Source organism: Streptomyces sp. NPDC001889 (genome assembly GCF_053594535.1).
On the sequence record NZ_JBSFER010000015.1, the window covers coordinates 232,314 to 245,252 of the forward strand.

Here is a 12,939-nt window from a genome sequence, read left to right on the forward strand (position 1 = left end):
GGCGCGGCCGTCTCACCCCGCTGTGGGAGGATCGACCACACATTTGCCGTACACACACCGCACAACGTCGTACCCCCCTGGAGCGTGCCCATGACCGCCGATCCGATCGCCGAGACCGTGGCGGCCCTGCTGCCCCGCGCCAAGGCGGAACTGGCCGAGCTGGTGGCCTTCAGGTCGGTGGCCGATCCGGCGCAGTTCCCGGTCGGCGAGTGCGAGGCCGCGGCGGCCTGGTGCGCGGGGGCGCTGCGGGAGGAGGGCTTCGAGGATGTCGCCGTGCTCGACACCCCGGACGGCAGCCAGGCCGTCTACGGCTTTCTGCCCGGCCCCGAGGGGGCGCGCACGGTGCTGCTCTACGCCCATTACGACGTCCAGCCGCCGCTGGACACGGACGCCTGGATCTCGCCGCCGTTCGAGCTGACCGAGCGTGACGGCCGTTGGTACGGACGGGGTTCGGCCGACTGCAAGGGCGGCTTTGTCATGCATCTGCTGGCCCTGCGCGCCCTGCGGGCGAACGGCGGGGTGCCGCTCTCGGTCAAGGTGATCGTGGAGGGCTCGGAGGAGCAGGGCACGGGGGGTCTGGAGCGTTACGCGGAGGCGCACCCGGAGCTGCTGGCGGCCGACGCCATCGTGATCGGGGATTCCGGGAACTTCCGCGAGGGGGTCCCGACGGTCACGGCGACGCTGCGCGGGATGACGCTCCTGCGGGTGCGGGTGGACACCCTTGAGGGCAATCTGCACTCGGGCCAGTTCGGCGGTGCCGCGCCGGACGCGCTGGCCGCGCTGATCCGCGTACTGGACTCGCTGCGCGCCGAGGACGGTTCGACGACCGTGGACGGGCTGGAGGCCGGGCAGCGCTGGGAGGGGCTGGAGTACCCGGAGGCGGACTTCCGCGGTGACGCGGGGGTGCTGGACGGGGTGGAGCTGATCGGCGCCGGGTCGGTCGCCGACCGCATCTGGGCGCGGCCCGCGGTGACCGTTCTCGGCATCGACTGCCCTCCGGTGGTCGGCGCGACGGCGTCCGTGCAGTCGAGCGCGCGGGCGCTGGTCAGTCTGCGGGTGGCGCCGGGCCAGGACGCGGCCGGGGCGACGGAGCTGCTGTCGGCGCATCTGCGGGCACACGTCCCGTGGGGGGCGCGGGTGTCGGTGGAGCAGACGGGGCAGGGTCAGCCGTTCCTGGCGGATGTGCGCAGCCCCGCGTACACGGCGATGGCCGACGCGATGCGGCTGGCCTATCCGGGTGAGGATATGCAGTCGGCGGGCATGGGCGGCTCGATCCCGCTCTGCAGCACGCTCGGATCGCTGTACCCGGAGGCGGAGATCCTGCTGATCGGGCTGAGCGAGCCCAAGGCGCAGATCCACGCGGTGAACGAGTCGGTCTCGCCCGAGGAGCTGGAGCGGCTCTCCGTCTCGGAGGCGCTCTTCCTGCGGAACTACGCGGCGGGCTGAACAACGGGGTGGACGGCCGACGGGACGACCGACCGCACGACGGACCGGACGACCGACGGAACGACCGACGGAACGACCGACGGACCGGACGACGGACGGGACGGCTCCGCCGGGCGCCCTCCGCGACGCCCGGCGGAGCCGTTCACGGCCCAGGTCGTCTCTTTCGGATCGTGCCGGGGCTCGCGAGCCCCGGCACCGCGCCTCGCCGCGCTGTCGTCCGTCGCCGACGCTCCGCGTGGGCTCCCGCCTCCGCCTCGCGATCCACGGCACCGGACCCCGCTCACCGATCCGGCCCGATCCGAGAGAAACTCCCCAGGCCCGTCAGTAGGGCACCCCGCCCTCCAGATAGAGGGCCGTGCCGCGCTCCCGGGCGCGCAGGGCCCAGCGGAGGCGTTCGTACCGCAGCGGGGGCAGCAGCCGCTGGGCCTCCTGTTCGTCCACGAAGCGCCAGCCGCGCAGTTCGGCGCCGGGCAGCAGGACCCGTCCCGCCTCGTCGCCGTCGAGCCGTCCGCCGTCGAAGAGCAGCCGCAGGCCGCCGTATCCGGGGGGCCGGGGCGGTTCCCAGTCGGCGACCAGCAGCCGGGGAACCCGGTCGAGTTCGATGCCGAGTTCCTCCGCGACCTCGCGCATCCCGGCGCGCGCGGGTGGTTCGCCCTGTTCGACGACTCCGCCGGGGAACTCCCACCCCGGCTTGTAGGTGGGATCGACGAGGAGCACCCGGTCCTCCTCGTCGAAGAGGAGCACGCCGGCCGCGAGGGTCTCGGTGGTCGGCTCGGGGGTCTGCACGATCTCGCAGACGCCGGCCTCCCCGCTGGTGACCGCCTCGGCGATCCGGTGCGCGGCCTGCCGGGGGTCGAGCGCGGTGGTGTCGATGACGAGGGCGTCGGCGGTGATCCACTCCAGCGCGGTGAGGTAGGACTCGACACGGTCGTGCGCCCACTGCTCGCCGCGAGCCCCCGCCCGGCTGCGCAGGATCGTTTCATCCGGTCGCAGCAGCACCTGGCGCACCGGAATCCTCCGGGCGGCGAGCCCACCGAATATCTCGTCCCGGTACTCCTGGCGCAACAGGGTCATCGGCACCACCAGCACCCCGCCCACCTCCGCGAGCAGCGCGGCCGCGGTGTCCACCACGAGCCGCCGCCAGATCGGCAGGTCCTGGTAGTCGCTCACCTCGGCGAGTCTCTTGGGCGGCAGCAGCAGACGGAGCCCGTCGCCGGTGTCCGCGGGGTCGTACAGGGTGCTGTTGGGGACAAGGTCGATCAGTTCCAGCGCGGTGGCCGACTTGCCCGCTCCGTACGCCCCGTTTATCCAGACGATCACGGTTCCCCCTCTTCCCTAGGCCACTGTGGATTGCCCGGAACACCCTGCCACGGAAACCCGCGGAGGGGCCGGGGGACCTGTCGGGCGGGGCGGGAGAGGGGGACGCGGCAGGGCCCGCCCGGGGTGCCGGGCGGGCCCTGCCGCGTGTGGCGTACGGCGTGTGGCACACGGCGTGGCGCGGGGGCGGCGCCCGCGGTGGATCAGCCCTTGGTGGAGCCGAGAGTGAGACCGGCGATGAAGTGGCGCTGGAGGAGCAGGAAGACGATCAGGGTCGGCAGTGCCACGATCACCGAGCCGGCGGCGAGCAGGTTGTAGTCCGTGAAGAACTGGCCCCGGAGGTTGTTGAGCGCCGAGGTGACGGGCAGTTTGTCGCCGTCGGAGATGAAGACGAGCGCCCAGAGGAAGTCGTTGTACATCCAGGTGAACTGGAGGGTGCCCAGGGCCGCGAGGGCGGGGCGGCAGAGCGGCAGGGTGATGCGCCAGTACTGGGTCCAGACTCCCGCGCCGTCGACGATGGCGGCCTCCAGGATCTCCTGGGGCAGGGTGCGCATGAAGTTGGCGAGGACGAAGACGCAGAACCCGATCTGGAATCCGATCTGCACCGAGAGAACGGCCCAGTAGGAGTCGTACACGGTCATGGAGTCCGACATCCAGTACGGCAGCGGGACGCGGTTGAACACCACGTACAGCGGGGTGACGATGACCTGCTGGGGCAGGAGGTTGCCGGCCGTGAAGAGCATCAGCAGCACCATCGATCCGCGCATCCGCAGCCGGGCGACGGCGAAGGCCACGAAGGAGGCGAGGAAGAGGGTGATCAGCACCCCGGGCACCGCGATGATCATGGTGTTGACGAAGTACTTCGTCATGCCCGATTCGCTGAAGGCCCGTTGGTAGTAGTCGAGGGAGAGCTCGCGGGGCAGGGAGAAGTACCCGTGCTCGGAGGTCTCCTCGTAGGGCCGCAGCGAGGCGTACACCGCGAGCAGCAGCGGCGCGAGGAACGCCAGGGAGACCGCCATCAGGAAGGCGTGCACTCCGACGCGTCCGGGGCGGATGCGGAGCACTCGGCGCGGCCGGGCGGCCGGAGCCGGGGTCCGGCCGGGCGGGATGGTGGGTGTGGTCGTGGCCGGGGCGGTCATCGTTCCCGCTCCCCCCTCAGTTCCTGGACCAGGAAGGTGACGACGAATCCCAGCGAGAACACCAGCAGCACCACCGCGATGGCGGAGCCGAATCCGATGCGGCTGGCCTCACCGATGATGTTGTCGGTGACGAGGACGGAGAGCAGTTCGAGGCCGTTTCTGCCCTTGTTGACGGCGTAGACGATGTCGAAGGCGCGGAGCGCCTCGATCACGGTGATCACCCCGACGATGACATTGACGGGACGCAGCGTCGGCAGGATCACCCGGAAGAAGGTCTGGGCCTCGCTCGCGCCGTCGATGGCCGCTGCCTCCTTCAGCGAGGGGTCGACGGCCTTGAGCCCGGCGAGGAAGAGGATCATCACATAGCCGGTGTGCCGCCAGGCGGCGGCCAGCAGGATCATCCAGATGTTGAGGTCGGGGTCGCCGAGCCAGTCGGTGGGTTCGGCGGTGTTCCCGATGATGGCGTTGAGGGCGCCCTGGTCGCGGGAGAAGATCAGCTGGGCGATGAAGCCGACGACGGCGAGCGAGAGCACCACCGGCATGTAGAGCGTGGACTGGTAGAAGCGGCTGAACCGCACGCCCCGGTCGATGAGGACGGCGAGCAGCAGTCCGAAGGGGGTGGCGACCAGTGCCAGAAAGGCCAGCCAGAGGAGGTTGTGCCCGGCGGCGGGCCAGAAGGCCGGATAGGCGGTGAAGAGGTTCCGGTAGTTCTCGGTGCCGGCCCAGGAGATGTCGCCGATGCCGTCCCAGTGGGTGAAGGAGAGCCCGACGGAGGCGAGGGTGGGCCCCCAGATGATGGCGATGTCCAGCAGGACCGGTATCCCGAGCAGTACGCCGATGACGGCGAGGTCGCGGCGGGTGAACCGGCGCGGGCCCCGGCGCGCGGCGCGGTGGCGCGGAGCGCGCTGTGCGGTACGCGCTCCGCGGTGTCCCGCCTCGGCGCGGGCGGCGGAGGGCTCCGTGCGGCCCTCCGGAGGGTCCGGCCGGCGGCCGGGGGGTCGCGGGCGGCGGCCCGGGGGGTCCGGGGGCCGGCCCGGGGGTTTCGGCCGGGGGTCCGGGGGCCCGCCCCCGGGAGTTCGCAGCAGCGGCACGGGTGGTGACTCCAAGTCGGTAGCGTCCGGGGCCGGCTCGGAGTCCGGGCCCGGCTTCGGTTCGGGGGTCAGGAGTCGGCGGCGAAGATGGTCTTCTTCTGCCGCTCGATTCCCTTCACCAGCCCGTCGACGTCCTTGGGGTCGTTGATGAAGTTCTGGATGGCCGGAATCATCACGGTCGAGGAGAAGTCGGGCCTGGTGTCCCGGTCCAGGAACTGCGATATCTGCCGGGCGCCGGAGACGAGCGTGACGGCCTTCTTCTGGAGTTCGGTGTACCGGGAGGTGTCGGCCCGGTCGCTGACGGCGATGTTGTTGGGGTCGCCGGCGAGGTAGATGTCCTCGGCCTCCCCGGTCGCCAGCCAGCTGAGCAGGGCCTTGGCGCTCTCCATGGTCTTGTCGTTCGTGAGGTTCTTGGACTTCTTGGCCATCAGGAAGCCGTCGATGGGCGCCTCGACGGCGTCCTGGCGGTGCTCCGGGTTGATCTCCGGGAACGGGAAGAAGTCGATATCGGCCTGCTCGGCCTCGGGGAACTGGGCGCCGGGGTGGGGCAGTCCGAAGACCGCCATGCCCGTCTCCCGCTTCTGGAGGCTGGTGGCGGCCTCCTGCCAGGTACGGCCGTTGGCCCCGGGCTGGCAGTAGGGCAGCAGACCGCGCCAGGTGTCGAAGACGCTCTTCACCCGGTTGTCGGTCCACGCCTCCTCGCCGGCCATCAGATTCTTGTGGAACTCATAGCCGTTGCTGCGCATATTGATGTAGTCGAAGGTGCCCATCGCGGGCCAGCCGTCCTTGTCGCAGAAGGCGATGGGGATGAGCTTGTCCTTCTTCATCTGCCGGGCGAGGGCGATGTACTGATCGAGCGTCCGGGGCGCGGTGTATCCGAACTTCTGGAAGACGCTCTTCCGGTGGAAGACCGCCCACGGATAGTAGTAGTACGGAGTGAGGTACTGCTTGCCGTCGTCTCCGGTCGACTGGGCCCTGAGGGCGTCGGAGAAGCCCTCGTACCGCTCCCAGATGTCGCTGACGTCGTGCAGCAGTCCCTTTTTGGCGAAGAACTGCATGCGGTAGCCGGCGAACCACATGAAGATGTCGTCCGGCTTCCCCTGGAGATAGCGGTTGATGTTCTCCTGGAAGGTGTTGTGGTCAACGGTGTTGACCTTGATCTTCCGACCGCCCTCGGCCTGCTTCTCATAGGCGGCGAAGGCATCGGCGAACGCCTTCTTCGGCACCGGGTCGGACGAGTTGGACCCGATGGTCACGGTCCTGCCGTCACCACCGGGTCCGCTGCCGCAGGCGGAGAGCAGGGAGGGCAGCGTGACCGCCCCCGCACCCGCCGCCCCGCCGCGTAACAGACTCCGCCGTGACATCCGATGTCCCGCCACGCTTCCGGGTGCTGCCGTGCCGCTGTACGAAGTCTGTGCCACGTCCCCTCCTTCGGGGGTGCAACCCAACACAACTCAACGCGAGGATTGGATCTCACCCCTAGAGAACCGTGTAGTCAAGGGGTCGTGCACGACATCGGCCAACCGTTACCGCACCTCTTCCAACAGACTCGAACACGCTCTACCGTAAACGCTCGTCATCGATACGCACACACCGTCCCCCCGGACCCCGTCAGCACGGAGGAAGGGTCACGATGCGTTACCCGCCCACCCCCACTGCGCGCCGCAGAGTCGTCGGAGCGCTGACCGCCGCGTTACTCGGCACGGCGGGGCTCACCGCCCCCGCCGTCGCCGCTCCGGACCCGGACCGGGCCACCCCGGCGCCGGCCGCGCCCGCCGCTCCCCGGGCCGAGGAGCCACTCGCCCTGACACCGCCCATGGGGTTCAACAACTGGAACTCCACGCACTGCCGGGCGGATTTCAACGAGGACATGGTCAAAGGGATCGCCGATATCTTCGTCGAGAGAGGCCTCAAGGACGCGGGCTACACCTATGTCAACCTCGACGACTGCTGGGCACTGCCGCAGCGGAACGCCGAGGGCAAACTGGTGCCCGACCCGGTCCGCTTCCCCAACGGCATCAAGGCCGTCGCCGACTATGTGCACTCCAAAGGGCTGAAATTCGGCATCTACACCAGCGCCGGGACGAAGACCTGCAACAGGGCGGGATTCCCGGGTGCGCTCGGCCATGAGTACAGCGACGCACAGCAGTTCGCCGACTGGGGTGTGGACTACCTCAAGTACGACAACTGCAATAACCAGGGTGTGGACGCGAAACTGCGCTACACGACCATGCGGGACGCGCTGCGCGCGACCGGCCGGCCCATCGTGTACAGCCTCTGCGAATGGGGCCAGAACAAGCCCTGGGAATGGGCCAAGGACGTCGGCCAGCTCTGGCGCACCACGGGTGACATCAGCGACAACTGGGGCTCCATGTTGTCGATCATGAAAAGGAATCTGCCGCTGGCGCAGTACGCCGGGCCGGGCCACTGGAACGACCCCGACATGCTGGAGGTCGGCAACGGCGGGATGACCGACACCGAGTACCGCACCCACTTCTCCATGTGGTCGATCATGGCGGCGCCCCTGCTGATCGGCGCCGATCTGCGCAAAGTCCCCGAGTCGGCCTTCGAGATCCTCGGGAACCGCGAGGTCATCGCGGTCAACCAGGACCGCCTCGGCAAGCAGGGCACGGTGCTCTCGTCCGAGGGCGGCCGATGGGTGGTGGCCAGGGAACTCGGGGACGGCAGCCGCGCGGTGGCGCTCTTCAACGAGAGCAACCGCCCCCAGCGGATCTCCACCACCGCCGAGGCCGCCGGACTGCCGAGGGCGAGCGCCTACAAGGTGCGCGATCTCTGGCAGCGCACCAGTGCCAACACGGCGGGGACCCTCTCCGCGACGGTGCCCGCGCACGGCACCGTGCTGCTGCGGGTCTCCACGGACCGCGCGTGGCCGCTGCTGCCGCCGGCCGTCGAGGTGAGCGCGGACGAGAACGTGACGGTGGAGTCCGGCACCACCGAGAAGGTCGTCTCGGCCTTCACCAATCTGGGCCGCACACCGGCGCTGGCGGCCTCGGTCTCCGTGACCGGGCCCGAGGGCTGGCGGGTCCGCGCCGCTTCCAGGACCACGGCTCCCCTGCTGACCACCGGCGGGAAGCTGTCCACGGGGTGGGAGGTGACGGTCCCCGAGGGGACGGCCACCGGGTCGTACGGACTGACCGTGAAGGCCGCCTACCGCACCCTGACCGGAAAGCGGCTGACCGCCTCCGTACCCGCGAGTGTGAGCGTGGTCGCGCCCCCGCCCGCGGGGGACTCGTACCTCAGCGACCTCGGCTGGCTCAGCTCGGTCAACGGGTTCGGCCCGGTGGAGAAGGACCGCAGCAACGGTGAGAGCAAGGCGGGTGACGGCAACCCGATCACCATCGGGGGCCAGGTCTTCGCCAAGGGCCTGGGCGTCCACGCGTCGAGCACCGTCGAGTACTACACGGGCGCCCGGTGCAGCCGGGTGACGGCGCAGGTCGGGGTGGACGACGAGAAGGGGGCCCGGGGCACGGTCGCCTTCGAGGTCTGGGCCGACGCGAAGAAGGTGGCCTCGACGGGTGTACTGACCAACGCGATGACCGCTCAGCCGATCTCGGCGGATGTCGGCGGGGCGAAGGTCGTACGCCTGGTGGTCACGGACGGCGGGGACGGGATCGATTCCGACCACGCCGACTGGGCTGATCTGAAGATCGTCTGCTGAGGGGCCCGGGGAGCCCGCCGCACGGGCTCCCCGGGGCACAATCCCGGTCCGGGCGGGGCCGAGCCGGGCCGGGCCGGGTCCGATCCCGGTCCGGCCGGTCCCGGTCCGGCCGGGTCCGGAAGGCGGGCCCGGGGCCACCGCGCACCAGGCACCAGGCACCGGTCACCGGCCGTCTCAGGGCCGGATCGGGATCGCGGCCGCCGGCTCGTCGCGCCTCCCCGGCGAGGCGGCGGCCGCAGCACCCAACAGACCCGCGTCCGCGCCGGTCAGGGCGGGTACGACGATCAGCCGCCGCACAAAGGAGAGCGTGGCGTAGTCGCGCAGCGAGCGGCGCAGCGGCGCGAAGAGCACCTCGCCGGCGCCCGCCACTCCCCCGCCGATCACCGCCCGCTCGATCTCCACCAGAGCGGCGGTCGCGGCGATCCCGGCGGCGAGCGCCTGGGCGGCCCGTGCGAAGGAGGCCACGGCGACGGGGTCCCCTGCGCCCGCGGCGGCGGCCACCGCGGCGGCCGAGGTGTCGCCGTCCGGCCCCGGCAGCCAGCCGCCCGCCAGGGCCCGCCGCGCGATGTTGGGCCCACTGGCGATCCGCTCCACACAGCCGCGCCCGCCGCACGGACACGGGTCCCCGTCCAGGTCGACGCTGATGTGCCCGATGTGGCCCGCGTTCCCGGTCGGTCCGGGGTGGGGACGGCCGCCGATCACCAGCCCGCCGCCGACACCCGTGGAGACCACCATGCACAGGGCGTTCGCACAGCCGCGCGCCGCGCCCTGCCAGTGCTCGGCGGCGGTCATCGCGACCCCGTCGCCCACCAGCACGGCCGGCAGCCCGCCGACCGCCCGGCGGACCCGGGAGACCAGGGGGAAATCGCGCCAGCAGGGGACGTTGACCGGGCTGACCGTGCCCGTCGAGGCGTCCACCGGGCCCGCGCTGGCGACGCCGACCGCGGAGGCACGGCGCCACAGCGGTGACGCGCCCAGGTCCGCGAGCACCGACTCCACGGCCCCCATCACCGTCTCGGCGTCCTCCCGCGCCGGCGTGGGGCGCTGGGAGCGCAGACATATCCGGCCGTCACGGTCGACCAGCGCGCCCGCGATCTTGGTTCCGCCGATGTCCAGCGCGGCGACGAGGTCGTTGTGCATTGGTATGGAATCCCCCGGTGAACTGTTCCAACCCGCAGCTACGGGAACGGACTTCCTGCCCCTGACAACGTTATCCAGGTCCTATGCTCATCGCTACACATTCGCATACACACCGTACGACGACAGGACTACGCACTGTGGCCGATACCGAACGTTCTCCGCATGCACTCGGACGGCCCCGGAGGTCGGAGTCCCGCTACGGCAATCGGCCCACCATGAAGGACGTCGCGGCGCGTGCGGGAGTCGGTCTGAAGACCGTCTCACGGGTGGTCAACGGGGAGCCCGGCGTCACCCCGGACACGGAGCGCCGGGTGCAGGAGGCGATAGAGTCCCTCGGCTTCCGCCGCAACGACAGCGCACGGGTGCTGCGCAAGGGCCGCACCGCCTCCATAGGACTGGTGCTGGAGGACCTCGCCGATCCCTTCTACGGGCCGCTGAGCCGAGCGGTGGAGGAGGTCGCCCGGGCCCACGGCGCCCTCCTCATCAACGGGTCGAGCGCCGAGGACCCGGAGCGCGAACAGGAGTTGGCCCTGGCGCTGTGCGCGCGCCGGGTGGACGGGCTGATCGTGATCCCGGCCGGCCACGACCACCGCTATCTGGAACCGGAGATCAAGGCGGGTGTCGCGACGGTCTTCGTGGACCGCCCGGCGGGGCGGATCGACGCGGACACCGTGCTCTCCGACAGCTACGGCGGCGCCCGTTCGGGCGTGGCCCATCTGATCGCCCACGGCCACCGCCGGATCGGGTTCATCGGCGACCAGCCGCGCATCCACACGGCGGTGGAGCGGCTGCGCGGCTACCGCGCGGCCATGGCGGACGCGGGTCTCGGCGTCCGCGCGTCCTGGGTGTCGCTGGGCTCGACCGCCCCGGAGCGGGTGGACGCCGCGGTACGGGAGATGCTGGACGGCCCCGAGCCGGTGACCGCGGTCTTCGCGGGGAACAACCGGGTGACGGTGACGGCGGTCCGGGTGCTCGCGGAGCGGCCGGACCGGGTCGCCCTGGTCGGCTTCGACGACATCGAACTCGCCGACCTCCTGGGGATCACGGTGATCGCCCAGGACGCGGCGGCGCTGGGGCGCACGGCGGCGGAGCGGCTGTTCCGCCGGCTCGACGGGGTGGAGGGGGAGCCGTCCCGGGTGACGCTGGAGACGGTCCTGATCCCCCGGGGCTCGGGGGAGACGGCTCCGCCCGGGACGCCCTGAGCCGTCTCTTCCGGAGCTTGCCGGGCTCGCGAGCCCTGGCACCGCTCACCGATCCGGCCCGCCCCCGAAGGAGACTCCCCGGGCGGCGAACTCCGCCAGCCCGGCCCGGGTCAGACCGGTGAGCCGGGTGACCTCGGCGGTGTCCAGGGCGCCGCAGTCGATGCCGCGCAGCAGTTGCCCGCTGAGCGCGCGGGCGGTGGCGGGTTCGTCCAGGACGGCGCCCCCGGTGCGGGCCGCGTAGGCGGCGAGCCGGGCCGCCGCCTCCTCCAGGCCCTCGCGGTGGAAGGCGAACACGGCGGCGCAGCGGGCCGGCAGTTGCCCGGGGTGCAGGTCCCATCCCTGGTAGTAGGCGCGGGCCAGGGCCCGGCGGACCAGTCCGTAGTGCAGCCGCCAGGCGCGGTGCACCTGCTCGGTGGGGCCGGTGGGCAGCACATGGGTCGATCCGTCGCTCAGCCGTACGCCGGTTCCGGCCGCGGCCACCTGCATCACGGCCTTGGCGTGGTCGGCGGCCGGGTGGTCGCTCGACTGGTGGGCGGCGCTGACGCCGAGAGCGGCGCTGTAGTCGAAGGTGCCGTAGTGGAGTCCGGTGACCCGCCGGCCCCCTGCGGCGATCAGCCGGGCGACGGTGGCGGTGCCGTCGGCGGCGAGCACGGACTGGCTGGTCTCGATCTGGAGCTCGAAGCCGATCCGGCCCGCCTCCAGGCCCTGGGCGCCCTCGAAGGCTTCGAGTACCCGGGCGAAGGCGGTGACCTGCTCGGGGGCGCTGACCTTGGGCAGGGTGAGCCGGAGCCCGCCGGGCAGTCCGCCGGCCGTCATCAGCCCGGTGAGGAAGATGTCCAGGGTCCGGATCGCCCGTGCGCGCGTGCCCGCTTCCAGGCACTTGGTCCGGATGCCCATGTACGGGGCGGCCGTGCCGCTCCGGTACGCCCCGGCGACCAGCCGGGCGGCGCGGGCGGCGTCCTCGTCCTCCTGGACGCCGGTCCGGCCCCGGTATCCGTCCTCGAAGTCGATCCGGAGGTCCTCCACCGGCTCCCGGGCCAGCTTGGCCCGTACGCGCGCGTGGACCGGGTCCGCCAGTTCGTCCGGGAGTCCGAGCACGGCGGCGAAGGAGGCCGCGTCCGGGGCGTGTTCGTCGAGTGCGGCGAGAGCGCGGTCGCCCCAGGACCTGACGGTGCCGGCCGCGAAGGCGTCGCCCGGCACATAGACCGTGTGGACGGGCTGGCGGGTCCCGGGGTCCCCGGGGTAGCGGCGGGCGAGTTCGGCGTCGACGGGTGCCAGCAGGGCGTCGATCTCCGTGCCGACCCCGGCGGGGATGCTGGTGGCGGGCCGCTCCCGCCGGTCCGTGCCCCGCCGGTCCGCCTCCTGTTGGTCCGTCACCGTGCCACCCTCCCGGTTTCCGCCCATCGGAATCGCCGATCCGCCCGGCGAAAGCTAAGGGCCGGTCATGATCCGCGTCAATGGTCCGGGAGGGGGCCTGGCGTGGAGGGTCAGTTCTTGCGGGTGGTGATGTCGTCGGTGAGCTGGGGAACGACGGTGAAGAGATCACCGACGACGCCGTAGTCGGCGAGGTCGAAGATCGGGGCCTCCGCGTCCTTGTTCACGGCCACGATGGTCTTGGACGTCTGCATCCCGGCCCGGTGCTGGATCGCACCCGAGATCCCCGCCGCGATGTACAACTGCGGCGCGACACTCTTCCCCGTCTGCCCGACCTGCTGGGAATGCGGATACCAGCCCGCGTCGACCGCCGCCCGCGAAGCACCGACCGCCGCCCCGAGACTGTCCGCGAGCGCCTCGACCACGGAGAAGTTCTCCGCGCTCCCCACACCCCGCCCCCCCGACACCACGATCGCCGCCTCCGTCAGCTCCGGCCGCCCGCTCGACACACGCGGCGTCCGCGAGGTCACCCGCGCCGCGGGCACCTCCCC

10 protein-coding genes are annotated in these 12,939 nt (G+C 71.5%); 3 read left to right on the forward strand and 7 right to left on the reverse strand.

The features are described from left to right. Positions 1 to 90 precede the first annotated feature (90 nt). Positions 91 to 1,446, forward strand: coding sequence for a M20/M25/M40 family metallo-hydrolase (locus ACWCRA_RS19460; RefSeq protein ID WP_451068150.1), 1,356 nt, complete (start codon positions 91 to 93; stop codon positions 1,444 to 1,446). Positions 1,447 to 1,767: 321 nt separating this feature from the next. On the opposite strand, the gene ACWCRA_RS19465 is transcribed toward ACWCRA_RS19460, so the two are convergent. The 4 genes from ACWCRA_RS19465 to ACWCRA_RS19480 all read right to left on the reverse strand — a co-directional run bounded on the left by ACWCRA_RS19465 (position 1,768) and on the right by ACWCRA_RS19480 (position 6,357). After that, positions 1,768 to 2,766 (reverse strand): NUDIX hydrolase, encoded by a 999-nt coding sequence (locus tag ACWCRA_RS19465; protein WP_351559500.1) that lies wholly within the window; start codon positions 2,764 to 2,766, stop codon positions 1,768 to 1,770. A gap of 200 nt (positions 2,767 to 2,966) precedes the next feature. Next, complete coding sequence (locus ACWCRA_RS19470; RefSeq protein WP_451068151.1) at positions 2,967 to 3,902, reverse strand: carbohydrate ABC transporter permease; 936 nt, start codon at positions 3,900 to 3,902, stop codon at positions 2,967 to 2,969. Then, on the reverse strand, positions 3,899 to 4,993 hold the full coding sequence (locus tag ACWCRA_RS19475) for a carbohydrate ABC transporter permease (RefSeq protein ID WP_351559504.1): 1,095 nt from the start codon (positions 4,991 to 4,993) through the stop codon (positions 3,899 to 3,901). The genes ACWCRA_RS19470 and ACWCRA_RS19475 overlap by 4 nt, the downstream gene beginning before the upstream one ends. A gap of 68 nt (positions 4,994 to 5,061) precedes the next feature. Continuing rightward, positions 5,062 to 6,357 carry an ABC transporter substrate-binding protein gene (locus ACWCRA_RS19480; RefSeq protein ID WP_351559502.1) on the reverse strand — a complete coding sequence of 432 codons (1,296 nt, stop codon included), beginning with the start codon at positions 6,355 to 6,357 and terminating at the stop codon, positions 5,062 to 5,064. Between the two features lie 269 nt (positions 6,358 to 6,626). Between ACWCRA_RS19480 and ACWCRA_RS19485 the strand changes: the two genes are divergently transcribed. Then, positions 6,627 to 8,672 carry an NPCBM/NEW2 domain-containing protein gene (locus tag ACWCRA_RS19485; RefSeq protein WP_451068152.1) on the forward strand — a complete coding sequence of 682 codons (2,046 nt, stop codon included), beginning with the start codon at positions 6,627 to 6,629 and terminating at the stop codon, positions 8,670 to 8,672. Between the two features lie 174 nt (positions 8,673 to 8,846). Here ACWCRA_RS19485 and ACWCRA_RS19490 read toward each other — a convergent pair whose 3' ends face one another. Then, a complete protein-coding gene (locus tag ACWCRA_RS19490) occupies positions 8,847 to 9,812 on the reverse strand; it encodes an ROK family protein (protein ID WP_451068153.1) in 966 nt (321 codons plus the stop codon). 215 nt (positions 9,813 to 10,027) lie between these two features. Between ACWCRA_RS19490 and ACWCRA_RS19495 the strand changes: the two genes are divergently transcribed. Beyond that, positions 10,028 to 11,014, forward strand: coding sequence for a LacI family DNA-binding transcriptional regulator (locus ACWCRA_RS19495; RefSeq protein WP_351559493.1), 987 nt, complete (start codon positions 10,028 to 10,030; stop codon positions 11,012 to 11,014). A 45-nt stretch (positions 11,015 to 11,059) separates the two neighbouring features. Here the strand turns inward: ACWCRA_RS19495 and ACWCRA_RS19500 are convergent, their stop codons facing one another. Beyond that, positions 11,060 to 12,391 (reverse strand): DUF6986 family protein, encoded by a 1,332-nt coding sequence (locus tag ACWCRA_RS19500; RefSeq protein WP_451068154.1) that lies wholly within the window; start codon positions 12,389 to 12,391, stop codon positions 11,060 to 11,062. A gap of 110 nt (positions 12,392 to 12,501) precedes the next feature. Next, positions 12,502 to 12,939, reverse strand: a 438-nt coding sequence (locus ACWCRA_RS19505) for an electron transfer flavoprotein subunit alpha/FixB family protein (RefSeq protein WP_451068155.1), incomplete at its 5' end; no start/stop codon positions are given.